Here is a 21,078-nt window from a genome sequence, read left to right on the forward strand (position 1 = left end):
AAGATGGCCGAGGTGGTCTCTCCCCGGTCCGAACTGGTAGTCCGGGTAAAGTCCACGCCCCTCCGGCCGAAAGGCGTCGACCGGGGGCGGTGGTATGCCCGGTTGACCGGCATCACCCTCGTAGCAGCGACGCGACCTGGGAGTTAACTGTGAGCGAGCCGAACGGCGAGACCTTCGATGTGGTCATTCTCGGAGGTGGCAGCGGCGGGTACGCGGCGGCGCTGCGCGCCGTACAGCTGGATCTGTCCGTAGCGCTGATCGAGAAGGGCAAGTTGGGCGGCACCTGCCTGCACAACGGCTGCATTCCGACCAAGGCGCTCCTGCACGCGGCCGAGATCGCCGACCAGACCCGCGACTCCGAGCAGTTCGGCATCAAGGCCGAGCTGGTCGGCATCGACATGTCCGGGGTCAACGCGTACAAGGACGGCGTGATCGCCCGGCTCTACAAGGGCCTGCAGGGCATGATCAAGGGCGCCAAGATCACCGTGGTGGAGGGCGCCGGCAAGCTGGTCGGCCCGAACACGGTCGAGGTCGACGGGGCCCGGTACACCGGCCGCAACGTCATCCTGGCGACCGGCTCGTACGCGCGCAGCCTCCCCGGCCTGGAGATCGACGGCGAGCGGGTGATCACCAGTGACCACGCGCTGACCCTCGACCGGGTGCCCGCCTCGGCGATCGTGCTCGGCGGCGGCGTCATCGGCGTCGAGTTCGCCAGCGTGTGGCGCTCCTTCGGGGTCGACGTGACGATCATCGAGGCGCTGCCCCGACTGGTGGCCGCCGAGGACGAGGAGTCCTCGAAGGCGCTGGAGCGGGCGTTCCGCAAGCGCGGCATCACCTTCAAGACCGGCAAGCGTTTCGAGAAGGTGGAACACACCGACTCGGGTGTCAAGGTCACCATCGAGGGTGGCGACACCTTCGAGGCCGAACTGCTGCTCGTCGCCGTCGGTCGCGGTCCCGTCACCGCCGACCTCGGGTACGAGGAGCAGGGCGTCAAGATCGACCGTGGCTTCGTACTGACCGACGAGCGGCTGCGTACCGGCGTACCGAACGTCTACGCGGTCGGCGACATCGTGCCCGGCCTGCAACTCGCGCACCGGGGCTTCCAGCAGGGCATCTTCGTGGCCGAGGAGATCGCCGGGCGCAATCCCGCGGTGATCGACGAGAACGGCATCCCGAGGGTCACCTACTCCGACCCGGAACTGGCCTCCGTCGGGCTCACCGAAGCCCGGGCGAAGGAGCAGTACGGCGCCGACAAGGTCAAGGCCTACAACTACCCCCTCGGTGGCAACGGCAAGAGCCAGATCCTCAAGACCGCCGGCTTCGTCAAGCTCGTCCGGGTCGTCGACGGCCCGGTGGTCGGGGTGCACATGGTCGGCGCGCGCGTCGGCGAGCTGGTCGGCGAGGCGCAGCTCATCTTCAACTGGGAGGCTTACCCGGCCGAGGTGGCGCAGCTCATCCACGCCCACCCCACCCAGAGCGAGGCGCTCGGCGAGGCCCACCTGGCCCTGGCCGGCAAGCCGCTGCACGCCCACGCCTGACCACAGATTTTCCGCGGCACCCGGGGAACAACCGGGGCAGGATCGCAGAGGCCACGAAGGAGTCTTGAAAGATGCCGGTATCGGTCACCATGCCCCGGCTGGGCGAGAGCGTCACTGAGGGCACCGTCACTCGCTGGCTGAAGCAGGAGGGCGACCGGGTCGAGGTCGACGAGCCCCTGCTTGAGGTTTCCACCGACAAGGTCGACACCGAGATCCCCTCCCCGGCCGCCGGTGTGCTCGCCCGGATCGTGGTGAGCGAGGACGAGACCGCCGAGGTCGGCAGCGAACTGGCGGTGATCGACGGCGAGGGCGAGTCCTCCGGCGAGGCCGCACCGGCACAGCCGGAGCAGGCCGAGCAGGCTCAGGCTGAACCGGCTCAGGCCGAGCCGGAGCAGGCCGAGCAGGCCGAGGCGGCACCCCCGGCCGAGGCCCCGGCGCCGAGCGACCAGCAGGAGCAGGCCGAGCCGGAGACCGTGGCGGCGCAGACCGCCCCGGCCGGCGACGGTGGCACGGTGCTCAAGATGCCGGCGCTGGGCGAGAGCGTCACCGAGGGCACGGTGACCCGTTGGCTCAAGGAGGTCGGCGACACCGTCGAGGCCGACGAGCCGCTGGTCGAGGTCTCCACCGACAAGGTGGACACCGAGATTCCCTCCCCGGTCGCCGGCACGCTGCTGGAGATCCGGGTCGGGCAGGACGAGACCGCCCCGGTCGGCGCCGACCTGGCGGTGATCGGGGCCGCCGGCGGCGCACCGGCCAAGCAAGCCGAGCCGGAGAAGCCGGCGCCGGCCGCCGCTGCGGAGCCGGAGAAGCCGGCCGCACCGGAGAAGCCGGCCGCGTCGGCACAGGCCGGGGCGTCGTACCAGGCTCCGGCACCGCAGACCGAGCGCTCCGAGCAGCCGGCCCGGACCGAGCAGGCCGCCGCTCCGGCGCCCGCACAGGCGTCGGCACCCGCGCCGAGCGCCGGGCAGGCCGGCAGTGAGAACGGCGCCGGGTACGTCACCCCGCTGGTCCGCAAGCTCGCGGGCGAGCAGGGCGTCGACCTGTCCACGCTCTCCGGCAGCGGCGTCGGCGGCCGGATCCGCAAGCAGGACGTGCTGGCGGCGGCCGAGCGGGCCAAGGCGGAGCGCGCCAAGGCGGCCCAGCCCGCACCGCAGGCCGCCGCGCCCGCCGAGCCGGCCGCGAAGGCACAGCCGAGCCCGTTGCGGGGCAGCACCCAGAAGATGACCCGGATCCGTTCGGTCATCGCCAAGCGGATGCAGGAGTCGCTGCACGAGTCGGCGCAGCTGACCACCGTGGTCGAGGTGGACGTCACGAAGGTGGCCAAGCTGCGGGCCAAGGCCAAGGACAGCTTCCTGCAACGGCACGGCGTGAAGCTGTCGTTCCTGCCGTTCTTCGCGCTGGCCGCGGTGGAGGCGTTGCAGACCCACCCGGTGGTCAACGCCCGGATGGACCTGGACGCCGGCACGATCACCTACCCGGACGCGGAGCACCTGGGCATCGCGGTGGACACCGAGCGGGGCCTGATGGTGCCGGTCATCCACGGTGCCGGCGATCTCAACCTGGCCGGGCTGGCCCGACGGATCGCCGATCTCGCCGAGCGGACCCGTACCAACAAGATCAGCCCGGACGAGATCGCGGGTGCCACCTTCACGCTGACCAACACCGGCAGCCGGGGGGCCTTGTTCGACACCCCGATCGTGCCCGCGCCGCAGTCGGCGATGCTCGGCACCGGTGCCGTGGTCAAGCGCCCGATGGTGATCACCGACCCGCAGCTCGGTGAGGTGATCGTGCCCCGCTCGATGGTCTACCTGGCGCTCTCCTACGACCACCGGCTGGTCGACGGCGCCGACGCCGCCCGGTTCCTGACGGCGGTCAAGGAGCGGCTGGAGGGCGGCCAGTTCGAGGCCGAACTCGGGCTTTCCTGATCCAGCGAAACCCTCTCGGGGGCGTCCGGCCGGTGGCCGGGCGCCCCTGAGCCCGTTCGGGGCCCGCTCGACAGCGAGCCGATGCGCCCGGGGAGGACCGGCCTGGGCGAAGATGTCGGGATGCGCATCCTGGTCGCCGGCGCGTCCGGCTTTCTCGGTACCCGTCTGACGGATCTGCTCCGGACGGAGGGCCACGAGGTGGTCCGACTGGTCCGGCGGCCCGCGCACGGCGCGGACGAGGTGCGGTGGGATCCGGGCGCCGGCCAGCTCGACCCGGCCTCGCTGGCCGAGGTCGCCGCGGTGATCAACCTGTCCGGGGCGAACATCAGCGAGCGGCGCTGGAGCGGCGGCTTCAAGGACGTGCTGCGGAGCAGCCGAGTCGACACCACCGCCACGCTGGCCAGGGCGATCGCCGGGCTGCCGGCACCGCAACGGCCCCGGGTGCTGCTCAACGGCTCGGCGATCGGCTGGTACGGCGACACCGGCGACCGGCCGGTCGAGGAGGACGCGCCCGCCGGTGACGGATTCATGGCCGACCTGTGCCGGGTCTGGGAGGCGGCGACCGCTCCCGCCGAGCAGGCCGGCGTCCGGGTGGTACGGCTGCGCAGCGGCCTGCCACTGGACCGGGCGGACGGCTTCCTCAAGCCCCAGCTGCTGCCGTACCGGCTCGGTATCGCCGGCAAGTTCGGCAACGGTCGGCAGTGGATTCCCTGGATCTCGATCGCCGACTGGTTGGCGGCGGTCTCCTTCCTGTTGGCCCGCGACGACATCGCCGGGGCGGTCAACGTCGTCGGCCCGGCGCCAGTCACCAACGCCGAGTTCACCCGGACGCTGGGCCGGGCGCTGAACCGGCCCACCGTGATGCCGGTACCCGGAATCGCGCTGCGGATCCTGCTCGGCGAGATGTCGATCGAGGCGCTGCGCAGCCTTCGGGTACTGCCCGGCGTGTTGAACCGGGCCGGGTTCCGGTTCGCGCATCCAGACCTGGGCGGGGCTCTCCAGGCAGCCCTCAAACGCGAATGACCTTTTCGTCCGAATTGAGCTGATTCGTCTTAGTAATCTCCTGAGAAGGCTCATGTCCTACCCCAACAGGAGATTCGCATGAAAAGGACGTTCTTAGCCACCTGCCTGGCCGGCGTCGCCGTGGCTGCGGCCGTCGGACTTCCCGCACCGGCATCCGCCGACGAGGGGACCACCACCGTCACCCTCAACGTCACCGCCTCCGGCGGGCTCACCATCACCGTCCCGGCGACGGCCAACCTGGGCAACGGCACCGAGGGCAGCACCATCTCCGGAAACCTGGGCCCGGTCACCGTACTGGACCAGCGTGCCCTGCTGAACGCGAGTTGGAACGCCACCGTCGTCGCCTCCGACTTCACCACCGGCGGGGGCACGGCTGCGGAGACGATCCCGGCAATCAACGTCCGGTACTGGTCCGGGCCCGCCACCGGCACCTCCGGGGAGGGCACCTTCACGCCGGGACAGCCGACCGCGGCCGACGCGGAGATCATCAACGTCCCGCAGACGGCGTTTACCCACACCGGCGGTTCCGGCAACAACTTCGCTACCTGGAATCCCACCGTGCTGGTCGACGTGCCGGATGCGACCTCTGGCGGCACGTACACCGGGACGGTGACACATTCGGTGCTCTGACCGCGTCCGCCGATGGGTGCCGCTGGCCTGCGTCGCCGCCCTCGCCCTGGCGATGCCGGCGGCGCCGGCCTTCGGCGGTCGTGGCGGCCCGGTGCAACGGGATCCCGAGGCGTCCGGGCTCGGTCTCCAACTCCTGGACATCCCGCTCGCCCGGGTGAAGGATCCCCGGGCGCACGCGTACATCGTGGACCACGTCAAACCAGGGGCGAGCATCCAGCGCCGGGTCGAGGTCCGGAACACCTCGGGCGAGCACCAGAACGTCGAGTTGTACGCCGGCGCCGCCAAGGTCGAGAAGAGCGTCTTCACCGCGGTCGACGGTCGTGGCGGCAACGATCTCAGCGACTGGGTGACCTTGGACTCGGACCGGGTCGAACTGGCACCCGGAGCGAGGAAACGGGTACAGGTCACGGTCGCCGTGCCGGAGACCGCCCCGGCCGGTGAACGGTACGCGGCGATCTGGGCGCAGGTCACCAGCCCGACCAGGAACGGCGGCGGCGTCACCCAGGTCCACCGGGTCGGCTTACGCATGTACCTCGACATCGGGATGGGCGGGGAGCCGCCGACCGACTTCCGGATCGACGGCATGGCGATCGTACCCGGACCCGGGAAATGGCCGGTGGTCACCGCGCGGGTGCACAACACCGGCGGGCGGGCCCTCGACATGGACGGAACCCTGCACCTGGCGAACGACTCCGAGACGGTCCGGGCCGGCCCGTTCCGGGTCACCACCGGAGTGACCATCCTGCCGGGCCAGAGCGGCCAGGTCAGCACGTCGGTGGACCAACCGCTGGCCGCCGGCACCTGGACCGCGCGGCTGACCCTGAGCAGCGGAACCGTACGCCGCACCGCCGAGGCGGAGCTGACCCTGCCTGGCGTGGCCGAGAAGGCGAAATCGGGCGGGCCAGGTTGGCTGCTCTTCGCCCCGGGCGTCGGCGTGGCACTGCTCCTGTTCGCCGGGCTGCTCGGCTGGCGCCGACTCCGCCGGTCGCCCCGGCGGCGGTCCAATCCTGAACCAAGGAGCCGGCATTCAGTCAGCTAACCCTGCTTAACAGCCGAAATAGCCAAAAAATGTGAGGAACTATGTAAAAGTAACTTCATCTTCCGTACCGGGCATAGCTCCGGTACCCGGGCCGACCTGTCCAGGTCGGCCCGGCCCCGGAAGGTGATCCGCGCCGCGAGTCGGCGCCACCAGGGCTGGAGGCAACGATGACTGCGCAGGACCGGACCGGCCGACCGGAGAGCCCGACCCACCCGCGCCGGAGACCTCACCCCGGAGTGGCCCTGCTCACCGGCCTGGCGATCGTCACCGCGCCGGTCGTCGCGGCCAGTTGGCCAGCCAGCCGGGCGGCGGTGAGCCAGGCCGCCCCCGCCCCGACATCACCCTCGGACAGCGCTCCGGGAAGTGTCACCTTCCGCGTGACACCCGCGACACCGACCGCTCCGCCGACGCCGCAGCCCCCGACGCCCGAACCGACGCCGCAGCCCCCGACGCCCGAGCCGACGCCGTCCGGTGGCCATCTGCCGGTCACCGGCGGCGACCAGGTTCCCGGCTGGCTGCCGACCCTCGGGGCGCTGCTGGTGCTCGGCGGCGGCCTGACGATCGTCATCGCCCGCCGCTCGCGGCGCGCGTCGCCCGATTCCACCGGGCAGTACTGACCTGACCGGGACGGCCGACGGCCCTCGACTCCGTTCGAGCGGAGTCGAGGGCCGGCCGGACCGGACCGTCAGCAGTCGCGCAACTCCGGGGACTGGTTACGGACCTGCGCGAGCGGCGAGACGAATCGCCGGTACGTCGCCCCGCCCACCGCCCCCGGTCTGAACGCGGCCACCCGGTGGCAGTTCTGGAACGCGAGTCGTACCCCGAAATGGTGCTCCAGACCACCGCGGATCGCGTCGCTGGCCAGCGCGCGGAGCAGTTGACCCCGTTCCGCCTCGCTCGGTGGCGGTACGGCGTGGTCGGCGTAGTCGGCCGTGGTGGCGTGGGCTCGGGCCGACACCTCCGAGACCACCGCCCAGGCGTACGGCAGGGATCGGCGGACACAGTCGACGAACTCGTCGTCGTCGACCCGGCCGGCTTCGGCCCGCTCCAGCAGAGCGGCGGGTACGTCCAGGGACATCTCTTCTCCTCCTGTTGCGATTGGATGGGGATCGGTCCGGTACGGCTCGATCTGCTGCCGCCCGGATGGGCCGGTACGGATCAGCGGACCGGCACCTGCGGGCCGGGTACGAATCCGGGGTCGACCTGTCCGGCCAGGTCCTCGCCGACCCGGTCGTTGGCCCAGGCGACCGCGTTGCGCAGGTGGAACTCCACCGCGTGCCGCTGATATTCGGCCCAGTCCTTGACCTGGGCGTCGACGGTCGTCCGGAGCAGGTCCAGCGCCACCCGGTTCGCCGGCTCCAGCCCGCCGATCGGTTCCGGTGCGCCCCGCTCCGCGCCCTTGACGTAGCGGGACCGGGTCAGCCAGGTGAGCAGGTCGGCCCCGACGTGCTGGCGCAGGAAGTCGACGTCGGACGGGTCGTCGACCTTGTTGCCGACGACGAAGACCCGGACGCCGTAGTCGCGGGCGTAGCCGACGTACTGCCGGTAGACGCCGACGCTGCGCAGGGTCGGCTCGCAGACCAGGAAGGTGGCGTCGAACCGGGTGAACAGCCCGGAGGCGAACGAGTCGGCGCCGGCGGTCATGTCCACCACGACGTACTCCCCCGGACCGTCGACCAGGTGGTTGAGCAGCAGTTCCACGGCGCCGACCTTGGCGTGGTAGCAGGACACCCCGAGGTCCTCGGCGCCGAACGGGCCGGTCACCGCGAGCCGGACGCCGCCGACCCGGCGGACCAGCGCGGCGTAGATCGGGTTGACGCCGTCGACCGGCAGGAACCGGGAGCCGTGGCCGGGCGGGGTGGTCTTGACCATCGCCGCGGCCGAGGAGATCCGGGGGTTCTCGCCGCGCAGGTACTCCTTGATCTCCCCGAGATGCTCGCCGAGCGCGGGCAGCCGGGCGGCCTCGGCCTCGGTCGCGCCGAGCGCGGCGCCGAGGTGCTGGTTGATGTCCGCGTCGATGGCGAGCAGCGGCGGTCGGCCGCCGCCGACCGGGTCGGCCTCGGCCAGGTAACGGGCGAAGAGGGCGGCCAGGGTGGTCTTGCCACTGCCGCCCTTGCCGACGAACGAGATCTTCACGGTACGGGTCCTCCTGTGCACTCTGCGCCGTTAATCCAATTGGAAATCATTTCCATCAGATTCGTCAAGCCCGCCCGGTTGCTCGGCGTGTCGGCGCCAGGTTGGTAACCTGCGGCCCGTGCCGCTCTCCTCGTCCGCGCTCGCCGGGCCGACCCCGCAACCGTCGACGCCGCAGCCGCCGACCGCGCCACCCGCCGAACGTCCGCACCGGCGCCGGATCGACCTGCTCGTCGCGGTCGCCGCGATCGCCGTCGCGTTCTGGGTCACCAGCGGACTCTGGCTCGACCCGAACGGCCGGGCGATCACCGTCAACTCCAGCGACCAGGCGCTGTTCGAATGGCTCCTCGCGTACGGCGCACACGCGCTCAGCCACGGCCAGAACCCGTTCTTCACCGACCTGGTGAACTCCCCGGACGGGGTCAACCTCGCGGTCAACACCTCGGTCACGGTGTACGCGGTCGTCTTCGCCCCGCTGACCTACCTGATCGGGCCACCGGCGACCTTCCTGGTGGTGCTCACCGCCAACCTCGCCGGCACCGCGTTCGGCTGGTACTGGCTGCTCTCCCGGCACCTCGTCCGCAGCACCCCGGCCGCCGTGCTCGGTGGACTGTTCATCGGGTTCGCGCCGGGCATGGTCGCGCACGCCAACGGCCACCTGAACTGGAGCGCCGGATGGGTGGCCCCGATGCTGCTCTGGGGCGTACTCCGGCTGCGCCAGCCCGGCCGGTGGCTGCGCAACGGGCTGCTGCTCGGCGTACTGGTCGCGGTGGCGTTCTCGATCGCCGCCGAGGGACTCTTCTTCACCGCACTCGCCTGCGGGGTGTTCCTCGGCACCTGGGCACTGGACCGGGGCCGGCGGGCCGAGGCCAGGGCCCTGCTGCCGAACTTCCTGCGCGGGCTCGGGGTCACCGCCGTGGTGGCGTTCGCGCTGCTGGCGTACCCGCTGTGGATGCACTTCCTCGGCCCGCAGCGGTTCCACGGCACCGGCTTCGATCCGGTCATCCACGCCGAGGACATCGCCGCGTACGGGGCGTACCCGCAGCGGACCCTGGCCGGACTCGTCGGGCTGGACACCTCGCTGGCGCCCAACCCGACCGAGGAGAACTCCTTCCTCGGGCTGCCGCTGCTGGTGCTCGCCGTGGCCTGTTTCGGCCTGCTGTGGCGACGCGCCGACCCGGTACGCCGGGCCACCCTGCGGGCGCTCGGGGTGACCGCGCTGGTCTTCACCGTGCTCTCCTGGGGACCCCGGGTGAAGATCTTCGAGACGCACACCGACATCCCGCTGCCGTACTCCCTGCTCGGGCACCTGCCGGTGTTCAACGCGGCACTGCCGTCCCGGCTGGCCCTGGTCGTGGCTCCGGTCGTCGGGCTGCTGCTCGCCCACGCCGTCGACCTGCTCCGGAGCGTTCCGCTGTCCCGGCGGGCCCGAACCGGCTGGCTGGCCGCCTTCGCGGTGGCGCTGCTGCCGCTCCTTCCGACGACCCTGTTGACCGTGCACCGCGATCCGGTCCCGGAGTTCATCACCTCCGGCACCTGGCGGCAGTACGTCTCCCCCGGCGGCGTGCTGACCCCGCTGCCGCTGACCCTGGACCTGGCCCCGGACGGGCAGCGCTGGCAGGCGTACGCCCTGGCGCACCGGCAGGGCGAGTTCGCCATCCCGGCCGGCTTCTTCCTCGGGCCGGGCGGCCCGGACGGGCGCGGCCGGATCGGGCCGGTGCCCCGACCCACCGACGCGCTGCTGATGGAGGTCGCCCAGACCGGCGACGTGCCGACCATCACCGACGCCGACCGGGTCACCGCCCGGGCCGACCTGGCCTACTGGGGTGTCGAGCTGGTGGTGCTCACCCCCGAGGCGCACGGTGCGAAGTTCCCGATCCACTGGGAGGAACTGCTCGACGTCGGCACCGCGCTGTTCGGCGAGCCCGAGCGGGTCTCGGACGTCTGGCTCTGGCGGATCGCGCCCTGACCGCCCGGTCATCGCACAGACCTCGGCTCGCTCCGACCCGCCGCGTCACAGTTCGCCCGTCGGCGCGGCGGGCGGCGGTGACTCCGACCACGTACCGGAGCGACCGGCCGGTAGCGAACTAAGCTGGGGAGCGTGACCAGCACAGTTGCCGGATTGACCAGCGTCCGGGTCGGGACGATCGACTATCTGACCGGCTGGGACGAGCAGCGTCGGGTGCACGAGGCGGTGGTCGCCGGGAAGCGCCCCGACACCGTCCTGCTGCTCGAACATCCGAGCGTCTACACCGCCGGCAAGCGCACCGAACCCTGGGACCGGCCGATGGACGGTACCCCGGTGATCGACGTGGACCGGGGCGGCAAGATCACTTGGCACGGGCCGGGACAGCTCGTCGGCTATCCGATCATCAAGCTGCCCGGGGCGGACAGCGGCCTGCCGGTGGACGTCGTCGCCTTCGTCCGGCGTACCGAGCAGATGCTCCAGGACGTCTGCGTCGAGCTGGGGCTGACCACCGCCGGCTTCGTCGAGGGCCGCAGCGGGGTCTGGGTACCGGCCGACGAGCGGGGACCGGAACGCAAGGTGGCCGCCCTCGGCATCCGGGTGGCCCGGGGCGTGACCCAGCACGGCTTCTCGATCAACTGCGACTGTGACCTGTCGGCGTACGACCGGATCGTCGCCTGCGGGCTACGGGACGTCGGCACCACCTCGCTGAGCGCCGAACTCGGCCGCCCGGTGACCGTCGCCGAGGTCCTCCCGGTGGTGGAACGCCACCTCCCGACTCTTCTTGGTTAGGAAGGGCCCCTTCTTCTACAAAAAACGATAAGAAGGGGCCCTTCCTTTCATGGCGTGAGCCGGTGGAGGTCGCGGGGGAAGGCGGTGACCTCGCGGACGTTTCCGGCGCCGAGGAGCCGGGCGACCATCCGCTCCAGGCCGAGGGCGAAGCCACCGTGCGGGGGCATGCCGTGGCGGAAGGCGTCCAGGTAGGACGCGTACGGGGTCGGGTCCTCGCCTCGGGCGGCCAGTGCCGTCAGGTAGTCCTGGTGGCGGTGCAGGCGTTGGCCGCCGGTGACCAGTTCGACGCCACGGAAGAGCAGGTCGAACCCGTTGGTGTACGCCCGGGTCGGGCCGCCGGACGGGACCTCCGTGGTGGCGGGGTGGGTGTAGAAGGGGCGTTTCGCCATCGGGTAGCCGGTGACGAAGAGGAAGTCGGAGCCGTGCTCGGTCCGGGCCCACTCGCCGAGGGCGCGTTCGTGGACCGGGGCGAGGTCCGGCTCGTCCGGCGGGGCACCGGCGATCCAGAGCGCCTCGGTGAAGTGCACGGCGGGGATCTCGGACGGCACCACCGGCAGCTCCACGCCCAGCGTGGCCAGTACGGCGCCGGCCCGGTCCGGAAGATGTCCGAGCATCCCGGCGAGGGTCGTACGGAGCATCCGCATCACGTCCCGGTGGTCGGTGACGAAGCCGAACTCGACGTCGAGCGAGGTGTACTGCGCCAGGTGCCGGGTGGTGTCGTGCGGCTCGGCCCGGAACACCGGACCGACCTCGTAGACCCGCTCCAGCACGCCGACCAGCATCTGCTTGTAGAACTGCGGCGACTGGGCCAGGTAACCGGGCCGGCCGAAGTAGTCGATGGCGAAGACGTTCGCCCCACTCTCGGTGGCGGAGGCCACGATCTTCGGGGTGTGCACCTCGACGAAGCCCAGCCCGTCCAGGGTGGAACGGAAGCCGGCTACCAGCGCGGCGGAGATCCGGAGCGCGGCGGAGCGGGTCGGGTGGCGCAGCGCCACCGCCGCGTGGTCGAGCTGGGTCGGCAGGGCGGCGGTCAACTCCGGCCGGTACACGTCGAACGGCGGTGGCACGGCGGGGTCGCCGAGCGGCCGTACCGTGGGCTCGACCAGCTCGACCCCGGCGGGCGCGGCCGGGTTCGCGACCACCCGGCCGGTCACCTCGACCACCGACTCCTCGGGCAGTTCGGCCAGCCGGGCCCGCAGGTCGGCGTCGGTCACCACGGCCTGGGCCAGGCCGACGCCGTCCCGGACGATCAGGAACGTAACGGACTTGAGCTGTCGGCGGCGGTGCACCCAGCCGGCGACCGTGACGGTCGCACCGACGTGCTCGGGCAGGGACGTGGTGCCAAGGCGGGACATCGGTGGTACTCCTCGAAATGTCGCGACGCCCACGGCCGGTGTGGTCCGCGGTACGTCGAGCGGGCCCCGGGGAGTGTGGGCGAGCGGGAACTCGCGGTGCCACCACACCTTCACCGCCGCGGTACGGCCGGCGGCCTCGTTCGCGACCCGTGTCGTCGGGCCGGACGGCGGGTTCTACTGAGCGCCGGAGCGCCGTTCTTCCCGCAGCTCAGGAGGGTCTTCCCAGCCCCGGCCGGAGATCACCTTCCAGCAACGGTGACTTCCTGGACTCCGGTGGTCGAGGTGGTACTCGGCTCCGTCTTCGCAACGCGGGCAGCGTAGCCACGCCCGCCGGAGCTCCGGTACCGAATATCCGCTTCCGGCGTGAGTGGCATCACCCGGCTCGGCGCGTGAGTCCGGTCGCCTCTGGTCGATCGACCGGGCCGTTCCGCGTAGGCTCGGATTCGTGACCATCGAGCACTCCGCGCCATCCACCGCCGCTGAAGTCGGACGGGTGAGCGTCGTGACCGCACCGGAGACCCGTACCGGTGCTCCCGGCACTCCCGTCGCTCCCGAGGGACGCCGGCTGCTGCGGGTCGAGGCCCGCAACGCCGCGACCCCGATCGAGCGCAAACCGCCGTGGATCAAGGTCAAGGCGAAGATGGGACCCGAGTACACCCAGCTACGCGGTCTGGTCTCCCGGGAAGGGCTGCACACGGTCTGCCAGGAAGCCGGCTGCCCTAACATCTACGAGTGCTGGGAAGACCGGGAGGCGACCTTCCTGATCGGCGGCGACCAGTGCACCCGCCGGTGTGACTTCTGCCAGATCGACACCGGCAAGCCGGCCGACTTCGACGCGGACGAGCCCCGCCGGGTCGCCGAGTCGGTCGTCGCGATGGGCCTGCGGTACGCCACCATCACCGGCGTGGCCCGGGACGACCTGCCGGACGGCGGCGCCTGGCTCTACGCCGAGACGGTCCGGCAGATCCACGCGCTGACCCCGCGGGACCGGTCGATCGCTGCCGGCGAGGGCGCGGTCGGCGCCCTGGACGCGCTGCCGCACTGCGGCGTGGAGCTGCTGATCCCCGACTTCAACGCGAACCCGGAGCAGCTCGCCGAGGTGTTCGGCGCCCGCCCGGAGGTGCTCGCGCACAACGTGGAGACCGTGCCGCGGATCTTCAAGCGGATCCGGCCGGCGTTCCGGTACGAGCGGTCGCTCGACGTGATCACCCAGGCCCGGACCGCCGGGCTGGTGACCAAGTCCAACCTGATCCTCGGGCTCGGCGAGGAGCGGTCCGAGGTCTCCCAGGCCCTGCGCGACCTGCACGCCGCCGGTTGTGAGCTGATCACCATCACCCAGTACCTGCGGCCGACCCCACGGCACCACCCGGTCGAGCGCTGGGTCAAGCCGGAGGAGTTCGTCGAGCTGCGCGAGGAGGCCGAGGAGATCGGCTTCGCCGGGGTGATGAGCGGGCCGCTGGTGCGCTCGTCGTACCGGGCCGGCCGGCTCTACCAGCAGGCCGTCGAGGCTCGGACGGCACCGGCTCCGGCCGCGCTGCGGTAACCGCTCCGCCACCGGCCTCCACCGGCCCTTTTGCACCGTTCCGCCCGGGCTCGACAGCCCTGTGGCGCAACGGACCCGACGTGTTGAACCGTGTTAGATTCCGGCCGTCCTCTGCCGGGTAGTTGCCGGCGACACGTCGAAGGTGATGAATAGAAGCATGACAGCACCCCACACCGTAATCATCGGCGCCGGCCCGGCCGGCCTGACCGCGGCGTACGAGCTGACCAAGCGGAACGCCACCGTCGAGGTGTTCGAGGCCGACGACGTGGTGGGCGGGATCAGCCGGACCGTCGAACGTGACGGATGGCGTTTCGACATTGGCGGGCATCGCTTCTTCACGAAGGTGCCCCAGGTCGAGGCGCTCTGGCACGAGATCCTGTCCGACGAGGACTTCCTGCTCCGGCCCCGGATGAGCCGGATCTACTACCGGGGCAGGCTGTACGACTACCCCCTCAAGGCCGGCAACGCACTGCGCAACCTGGGCATCTTCGAGGCACTGCGCTGCGTCGGCTCGTACCTCTGGGCCAAGGTGTCGCCGCCGAAGGACCAGTCCCACCTCGCCGGCTGGGTGACGGCCCGGTTCGGCCGGCGACTGTTCACGCACTTCTTCAAGACGTACAACGAGAAGCTCTGGGGCGTACCCGCGACCGAGCTCTCCGCCGACTGGGCGGCGCAGCGGATCAAGAACCTTTCGCTCTCCAACGCCGTTCTGAACGCGCTGATGCCCAAGCGCAACCAGAAGGACATCACCAGCCTGATCGAGGAGTTCAACTATCCGAAGTACGGCCCCGGGATGATGTGGGAACGCTGCGCCGAACACGTGGAGAAGCGGGGTGGCGTCGTCACCCTGAACTCCGGGGTGAGCGCCGTGCACCGGGCGGACGGTCGGGCCGTCGCGGTCACCGTCACCAGCCCGACCGGCGAGCGCCGGGTGCCCGCCGACCACGTGGTCTCGTCGATGCCGATCTCGCAGCTGGTGCTGGCGATGGAGCCGCCCGCCCCGGCCGACGTCGTCACCGCCGCGCGGGACCTGTTCTACCGCGACTTCCTGACCGTCGCGCTGGTGGTGCCCGAGGAGTTCAGCTTTCCGGACAACTGGATCTACATCCACGCGCCGGAGGTGAAGGTCGGGCGGATCCAGAACTTCGGTTCCTGGTCGCCGTACCTGGTCAAGGACGGCCGGACCTGTCTCGGGCTGGAGTACTTCCTCAATTTCGGCGACGAGCTGTGGAACAGCCCGGACGCCGATCTGGTCGCGCTCGGCACCGCCGAGTTGGAGCGGCTCGGTCTGGTCCGGCCCGGCTGCGTCGAGTCCGGGTACGTGGTCCGGATGCCCCGGGCGTACCCGTTCTACGACTTCGCCTACAAGGACAACGTCGCCACGATCCGGGCCTGGCTGGAGGCCGAGGTCCCGAACGTGCATCCGGTCGGCCGCAACGGCATGCACCGCTACAACAACGCGGACCACTCGATGATGACCGCGCTGCTGTCGGTGTCGAACATCCTGGACGGCACCGACCACGACGTGTGGGAGGTCAACGTCGAGGAGGAGTACCACGAGGAGAAGACCCCGGGCGAGCACGGCACCGGACGGGCCGCGCCGGTGCTGCCCCGCGACCGCGTACCGGGCTGACCCACGCCTGTCCCATCGTGACGCGGCCGACCGGCCGGGGCAACGGCCGGTCCACCGTCATCGGGTCGATCCGTCGGTCACCCGGGTGCCCGCGTCGAGCAGTCCGAGCCGGTGCGCCACCGCCGCCGCCTCGATCCGGTTCGCCACGTCCAGCTTGGCGATGATCCGGGAGACGTGCACACTCGCCGTCTTGGGCGAGATGTAGAGCCGCTCGGCGATCCGGCTGTTGCTGTGTCCCTCCGCGACCAGCCCCAGTACCTCCCGCTCCCGCGCGGTGAGCAGGTCCGTACCGGGCGTCGACCCGGGCGCGGCCCGCAGCCCGAGCCGCCGGGCCAGCACCTCCGCCCGCTCCCCCAGCGGTACGGCAGACAACTGAGCGGCGATCGCCGACACCTCCTCGATCGCGCTCGCGGCGAGCGGACGGTCCCCGGCCGACGCCGCCGCCTCGGCCAACGAGAGCAGTGCCCGCCCGAGCGGGTACGGCTGACCATCCACCCGCCAGGCCGCCACCGTCTCCTGCCAGGCCGCCACCGCCGTACCCGGGCCGGCGAAACTGGCCGACACCTGCGCCGCACACGCCAACTCGGCCGGATAGCGGGCGACCACCCCGCCGGCCACCGCGCGGACCTGCTCGGCCAGCGTCTCGTCGCCGGACAGCACCGCCGCCCGGGCGGCAGCGGCCAGAGCGGGCCAGCCGTACCGGGGATCGGTGTCGAGCCGGCGGTCGAGGAGGGCCCGGGCGGCGGCCACCGCCTGCGGAACGTCTCCGGCCGTGAGCGCCGCCTCGACCCGCAGCTCGTAGAGCGGCAACTCCAGCGGCAGGAACGGCCGGCGGAGGAAACCCAGCGCCCTGGAGACCAGTTCGTCGGTGCCGGCCTGGCCCCGGGCCAGCCGCAGCCCGGCCCGTAGTTGCAGCCAGTGGTATCCGGTGATGCCCGGCAGGTCCAGTCGGGCGGCCTGCCCGCAGAGTTCGTCGGCCTCGTCCCAGCGGCCGAGCGCGATCAGCGCCTCGGCCTGGTTGGAGAGGAGGAACGCACCGGTGGACCGGCTGATCCCCACCCGCCTCGCCTCGGCGAAACCGGCCGCCGCCGCCTCGGCCGACTCGGCGTACCGGCCGAGCTCGCAGAGCGTGTCGGAGGCGACCACCAGCGAGGTCACCACCGCTTCCGGGTCGTTTGCCGCGCGGGCCAGCTGCTCGGCGCGGCGCAGGTCGGCCAGCCCGCTCTCCGCCGAGGCCTGGCGGGTACAGACCCATCCGGCGGCGAGCGTCGCGCTCAGCACGGCGTCCTCGTCACCCAGCGCCGTCGCGGCGGCCACTGCCTCCCCGACGATTCGGCCCCCCTCGGCCCGGTCCACCCGGGCCATCTGGAAGGCGACCTCGGCGAGCAGCCGGATCCGTTGTGGATCGTCGCTGATGTCGCGCACCAGGTCGTACGCCTGGCGCAGCTCGTCGGTGCCGTCGTTCTTGCCCAGGATCCGGAGCAGCCGGCCGCGCAGCAGCAACACCCTGGCCGTACGCACCGGTTCCGCGTCACGGTCCAGCTCGGCCAGCATGGCGCGGGTCAGCGCCAGCCCCCGGCTGTAGTCGCCGGCGGTCGACACCGCCGACAGGGTCGCCTCCAGCAGGGCAAGGTGATCCCGGCCCAGCCGTTGTGCCGCGTCCGGCACCTGCTCCCAGAGTTCGAGCATCCGCTCCAGCAGCCGCCCCTGCTCGGCGTAGGCGTACCGGGATCCGGCGGCCTCGGCGGCGGCCCAGGCAGCGGTCAGCGCCCGGGGGTAGTCGTGTGCGGCGTACCAGTGGTGGGCCAGCTCGGCCGGGGCACGGCCGTCGGCGACGAGCTGGGGCTGCGCCTCGATGGCGGCCGCGTACCGGGCGTGCAGCCGGGCGTGCTCCCCAGGCAGCAGATCCTCGTGTACGGCTTCCCGGACCAGCGCGTGCCGGAACTCGTACCCGCCGTCCGGATCGGCGACGACGAGCTGCGCGGCGACGGCGGCCCGGAGCGCGTCCTCCAGCTCGGTCTCCGGCACTCCGGCGACCTCGGCGAGCAGTTCGTGGGCGATCCGGGTGCCGCCGGCACCGGCGATCCGCAGCACCCGCTGGGCCGGTTCGGGCAGCCGGTCGACCCGGGCCAGCAGCAGGTCGCGCAGGGTGTCGGGCAGGTCGGCGCAGCCGGCCGGATCGCTGGCGGCGGCGAGTTCCTCGACGAAGAACGGGTTTCCCTGGGTCCGGTCGTGGATGGTGTCGATCGCCCGGTCGCTCGGCTCGAACCCGAACAGGTCGGCCAGGACCTGACCGGTGCCCTCCCGGTCCAGCCGGTCCAGTTCGACCCGCTCGACGCCACGGGCCCGGTCCAGTTCACCGAGGAACGGTCGCAGTGGATGGCCCCGGTGCAGCTCGTCCGAGCGGTACGTGCAGATCAACAGCACCTGCGGGGGCCGGACGGCCCGGGACAGGAAGGCGATCAGGTCCCGGGTCGACCGGTCGGCCCAGTGCAGGTCCTCGATCACCAGCACCAGCGGGCGTTCGGCGGCGAGCCGGGAGAAGAGGCCGGCGACCAGCTCGAACAGGTAACCCCGGTGTGGATCCAGGGACAGCTCGGGGCCGCCGTGTCCGCCCAGGCCGGTCCGGACGTCGCCGGCCCCCGTCGGCCCGGCGGCGAGCCGGCCCAGCTCGGGCAGGAGCCGGGCGAACTCCCGTTCGTACCCGTCGAACGCCGCCGGGCCGTCCCGGCGCAGTACCTGACGCAGTACGGCGGCGAACGGCGCGAACGGCAGCCCCTGCTCGCCGAGCTCCAGGCACTGGCCGACGAGGACCTGATTGCCCCCGGCGACCGCGTACCTGCCGAACTCCTCGATCAACCGGGTCTTGCCTACCCCGGCCTCGCCGCCGACCAGCAACGCCGCCGGCTCGTCGGCACGGACCCGCTTCAGCGCGTCGCGCAGGATGGCGAGTTCGGGTTGACGGCCGACGAGGGCGGTGCTGGCGGCGCGAGTGGTCACAGGTTCGAGAATGCCACGCCGCTCGGATTGATCGAGTACCCGAGCCCGCTGGTCGGAACGATCACCGGCCCGGGGCCCGGGTCCCGGGACGGTGTCGGTCACCTGCGCACCGGAGCCCGGAACGGTGCCGATCACTTGTGTGCCGGGTCCCGGGACGCGGCGGAATCGAGCGGATGGCCACCGGCGGACCTGGCGCGGTTTCGCCCAAAGCGGCGTACCGAGCGTGCCAACCGGGCGGCGTCGGCCTCGGCCAGCAGTTCGTCGATGTGGGTACGGTGCAGGCTGAGCAGGAAGTGCGCGTCTGTGCTGAACATCGCTGAGCTCCATTTCGGTTCGCTTCTCTTCGCTGATGTCCACACTTCGCCCGAAGGCACCGTCACCGCATTGGTGCACCGCCTCATGTCCGACCGGGCAGCCTCCTTACTTCCGGGTCGCCACGGGTACTTCCGGCCGTAAGGTCCTTACCCGGCCTGCCCTTACCCGGCCTGCCGTCTCCGCCGGAGTTGGGCACCGGCCGGGGATCAGGCGACGGCACCCGGCCCACTAGACTCCGACGCATGGCAAAGGCGCAGGAGAAGGTGTCGTTCGGCCAGCGGCTGAAGCAGATCGGGATGGTGTTCTCGTTCACCGCCAAACGCGACAAGTGGTTTGTGCCGCTCGGCGTCGTCGCGGTACTGGTCCCGCTCGCGCTCACCGTGGTCGCGGTCATGCAGTGGGGCTGGCTGTGGCTGCCGATCGGAATCCTGATCGCCCTGCTCGGCCTGCTGATCGTGCTGAACCTGCGCTCGAACAAGGCGATGATGAACGCCGCCGAGGGGCAGCCGGGCGCGGCGGCCCAGATTCTGGAGAGCATGCGGGGGGACTGGCGGGTCACCCCGGCCGTCAGCTCGACCACCCAGATGGACATGGTGCACCTGGTCGTCGGCAAGCCCGGCGTGATCCTGCTCGCCGAGGGCAACCCGCAGCGGACCCGTGGCCTGCTCGGCCAGGAGAAGCGGCGGCTGTCCAAGGTCATCGGCACGGCTCCGCTGTACGACTACCTCATCGGTCAGGGTGACGACGAGCTGTCGATCCGCAAGCTGCGGATGACCCTGATGCGGCTGCCACGCAACCTCAGCGGCAAGGACGTGAACGCGCTCGACAAGCGGCTCAAGGCGCTCTCCGCCGCCCGGCCGCAGATGCCCAAGGGCGCGATCCCGAAGAACATGCGCCCGTCCAAGGGTGCCTTCCGGCAGCAGCGCGGTCGCTAACCAGGGGCGGACCGCGCACCGTGCCCGACCTGTACGCCCGGGACGGCACCCGACTCGCCCTGCACGACTTCGGCGGTTCCGGCGCCCCGGTGCTGCTACTTCCGGGCCTGTGCGGCCACGCCGGCGAATGGTCGGCCACCGTCAGCGGGCTCACCGGTGCGTACCACGGGTACGCGCTCGATCCGCGCGGTCACGGCGACAGCGAACGCCGCCCGACCGACGTCTCCCGGGACGCGCACGTGGCGGACACGGCGGCGGCGCTCGGTCTGCTCGGCCCGGCGGTCGTGATCGGCCAGTCCCTGGGTGGGCACACCGCCTTCCTGACCGCCGCCCGCCATCCCGAACTGGTGACCGGGCTGGTCCTGATCGAAGCCGGTCCGCAGGGACCGGATGACGGCACCCCGGACCGGATCGACCGCTGGCTCGGCGAGTGGCCGGTGCCGTTCCCCGACCAGGCCACCGCCGCCCGCCATCTCGGCGGCGGACTCGTCGGGTCGGCGTGGGCGAGTGGGCTGCGCCGGCGGGACGACGGCTGGTACCCGGCGTTCGACCGGGACGTCATGGTCGCCACGATCGCCGCCGCCGCTCCGCGCTGGGACGAGTTCGCCCGGATCAGCTGCCCGACCCTGGTGGTGAGGGGCGGGGCGGGCTCCCTGGACGCCGACGAGTACGCCCGGATGAGCCGCCATCCAATGGTCACCGCCGTCGAGATACCGGGTGGCGGGCACGACGTACATCTGGACAGTCCGGAGCGGTGGCGGAAGGAACTCGCCGACTTTCTCGCCCGCCTCGGGTCAGCGGGTTCCTGAAGTACCCGGTACGGCGACGATGATCGACCCCGCCGCCCGGTCGTGCAGGCCGCGCCGGTCCCCGTCCATGATCAACGCCGGCACCACCAGGCCGAGCAGTGCGCCACGGAGCAGCCCACGGAGGATGCCGATCCGCCCACCGTCGGCGTACGAGACGCACCGCAGCCGGCACACCCACATCCCGGGCGTCTGCGCGAAGAGGCCGGCGAAGAAGCCGTACACGGCGATCAGGGTGACGACCGGCGCCCAGTTGTCGCGGAGCGGGTCGGTGAAGAGGTTGGTGGCCAGGAGGCAGAGCACCCAGTCGATGGTCAACGCGCCGAACCGGCGCGCCAGGCTCGGCGTCGGGTCGATCGGGTCGGCCGCCGGCGTGAGCGGGGCGGCACCGTCCTGCTGTCTCACCACGGCAAGCCAGAGTATCGGCAGGTCGTGATCACCGTAC

18 protein-coding genes are annotated in these 21,078 nt (G+C 71.6%); 12 read left to right on the plus strand and 6 right to left on the minus strand.

Going from position 1 to position 21,078, the window contains the following annotated elements:
* Positions 1 to 149: 149 nt before the first annotated feature.
* The 6 genes from lpdA to H4W31_RS40565 all read left to right on the plus strand — a co-directional run bounded on the left by lpdA (position 150) and on the right by H4W31_RS40565 (position 6,772).
* Positions 150 to 1,538 carry a dihydrolipoyl dehydrogenase gene (gene lpdA / locus H4W31_RS40540; RefSeq protein WP_192771427.1) on the plus strand — a complete coding sequence of 463 codons (1,389 nt, stop codon included), beginning with the start codon at positions 150 to 152 and terminating at the stop codon, positions 1,536 to 1,538.
* Positions 1,539 to 1,609: 71 nt separating this feature from the next.
* Complete coding sequence (gene sucB, locus H4W31_RS40545; protein WP_192771428.1) at positions 1,610 to 3,463, plus strand: 2-oxoglutarate dehydrogenase, E2 component, dihydrolipoamide succinyltransferase; 1,854 nt, start codon at positions 1,610 to 1,612, stop codon at positions 3,461 to 3,463.
* Positions 3,464 to 3,583: 120 nt separating this feature from the next.
* Positions 3,584 to 4,486, plus strand: coding sequence for a TIGR01777 family oxidoreductase (locus H4W31_RS40550; RefSeq protein WP_192771429.1), 903 nt, complete (start codon positions 3,584 to 3,586; stop codon positions 4,484 to 4,486).
* 78 nt (positions 4,487 to 4,564) lie between these two features.
* Entirely contained in the window at positions 4,565 to 5,116 is a 552-nt protein-coding gene (locus tag H4W31_RS40555; protein ID WP_192771430.1) for a hypothetical protein, read from the plus strand.
* 16 nt (positions 5,117 to 5,132) lie between these two features.
* The gene (locus H4W31_RS40560; protein ID WP_192771431.1) at positions 5,133 to 6,155 is read left to right on the plus strand and encodes a hypothetical protein; all 1,023 of its coding nucleotides are present in this window, start codon (positions 5,133 to 5,135) and stop codon (positions 6,153 to 6,155) included.
* A gap of 167 nt (positions 6,156 to 6,322) precedes the next feature.
* Positions 6,323 to 6,772, plus strand: a complete 450-nt coding sequence (locus H4W31_RS40565) for an LPXTG cell wall anchor domain-containing protein (protein WP_192771432.1) — start codon at positions 6,323 to 6,325, stop codon at positions 6,770 to 6,772.
* A 68-nt stretch (positions 6,773 to 6,840) separates the two neighbouring features.
* Here H4W31_RS40565 and H4W31_RS40570 read toward each other — a convergent pair whose 3' ends face one another.
* Positions 6,841 to 7,233 carry an SCO5389 family protein gene (locus tag H4W31_RS40570; protein WP_192771433.1) on the minus strand — a complete coding sequence of 131 codons (393 nt, stop codon included), beginning with the start codon at positions 7,231 to 7,233 and terminating at the stop codon, positions 6,841 to 6,843.
* A gap of 80 nt (positions 7,234 to 7,313) precedes the next feature.
* Positions 7,314 to 8,291, minus strand: a complete 978-nt coding sequence (locus H4W31_RS40575) for an ATP-binding protein (RefSeq protein ID WP_192771434.1) — start codon at positions 8,289 to 8,291, stop codon at positions 7,314 to 7,316.
* 118 nt (positions 8,292 to 8,409) lie between these two features.
* Between H4W31_RS40575 and H4W31_RS40580 the strand changes: the two genes are divergently transcribed.
* Entirely contained in the window at positions 8,410 to 10,257 is a 1,848-nt protein-coding gene (locus tag H4W31_RS40580) for a DUF2079 domain-containing protein (RefSeq protein WP_404825671.1), read from the plus strand.
* A 132-nt stretch (positions 10,258 to 10,389) separates the two neighbouring features.
* Entirely contained in the window at positions 10,390 to 11,046 is a 657-nt protein-coding gene (gene lipB / locus H4W31_RS40585) for a lipoyl(octanoyl) transferase LipB (protein ID WP_192771435.1), read from the plus strand.
* A gap of 47 nt (positions 11,047 to 11,093) precedes the next feature.
* On the opposite strand, the gene aspS is transcribed toward lipB, so the two are convergent.
* On the minus strand, positions 11,094 to 12,401 hold the full coding sequence (aspS, locus tag H4W31_RS40590) for an aspartate--tRNA(Asn) ligase (RefSeq protein WP_192771436.1): 1,308 nt from the start codon (positions 12,399 to 12,401) through the stop codon (positions 11,094 to 11,096).
* Between the two features lie 445 nt (positions 12,402 to 12,846).
* Here aspS and H4W31_RS40595 point away from each other — a divergent pair, with 445 nt between their 5' ends.
* Positions 12,847 to 13,944, plus strand: a complete 1,098-nt coding sequence (locus H4W31_RS40595) for a lipoyl synthase (RefSeq protein WP_404825673.1) — start codon at positions 12,847 to 12,849, stop codon at positions 13,942 to 13,944.
* 157 nt (positions 13,945 to 14,101) lie between these two features.
* The gene (locus H4W31_RS40600) at positions 14,102 to 15,577 is read left to right on the plus strand and encodes an NAD(P)/FAD-dependent oxidoreductase (protein WP_192771437.1); all 1,476 of its coding nucleotides are present in this window, start codon (positions 14,102 to 14,104) and stop codon (positions 15,575 to 15,577) included.
* A 57-nt stretch (positions 15,578 to 15,634) separates the two neighbouring features.
* Here H4W31_RS40600 and H4W31_RS44630 read toward each other — a convergent pair whose 3' ends face one another.
* Complete coding sequence (locus H4W31_RS44630; protein ID WP_318783675.1) at positions 15,635 to 18,577, minus strand: helix-turn-helix transcriptional regulator; 2,943 nt, start codon at positions 18,575 to 18,577, stop codon at positions 15,635 to 15,637.
* Between the two features lie 131 nt (positions 18,578 to 18,708).
* A complete protein-coding gene (locus H4W31_RS40610) occupies positions 18,709 to 18,891 on the minus strand; it encodes a hypothetical protein (RefSeq protein WP_192771438.1) in 183 nt (60 codons plus the stop codon).
* Positions 18,892 to 19,134: 243 nt separating this feature from the next.
* On the opposite strand from H4W31_RS40610, the gene H4W31_RS40615 reads away from it, so the two are divergent.
* Complete coding sequence (locus H4W31_RS40615) at positions 19,135 to 19,827, plus strand: DUF4191 domain-containing protein (protein WP_192771439.1); 693 nt, start codon at positions 19,135 to 19,137, stop codon at positions 19,825 to 19,827.
* A 20-nt stretch (positions 19,828 to 19,847) separates the two neighbouring features.
* On the plus strand, positions 19,848 to 20,636 hold the full coding sequence (locus H4W31_RS40620) for an alpha/beta fold hydrolase (protein ID WP_192771440.1): 789 nt from the start codon (positions 19,848 to 19,850) through the stop codon (positions 20,634 to 20,636).
* Here H4W31_RS40620 and H4W31_RS40625 read toward each other — a convergent pair.
* Entirely contained in the window at positions 20,622 to 20,990 is a 369-nt protein-coding gene (locus H4W31_RS40625; RefSeq protein WP_318783775.1) for an RDD family protein, read from the minus strand. The two genes, H4W31_RS40620 and H4W31_RS40625, sit on opposite strands and share 15 nt — an antisense overlap.
* Positions 20,991 to 21,078 lie beyond the last annotated feature (88 nt).

It is taken from the genome of Plantactinospora soyae (assembly GCF_014874095.1).
GTDB lineage: Bacteria > Actinomycetota > Actinomycetes > Mycobacteriales > Micromonosporaceae > Plantactinospora > Plantactinospora soyae.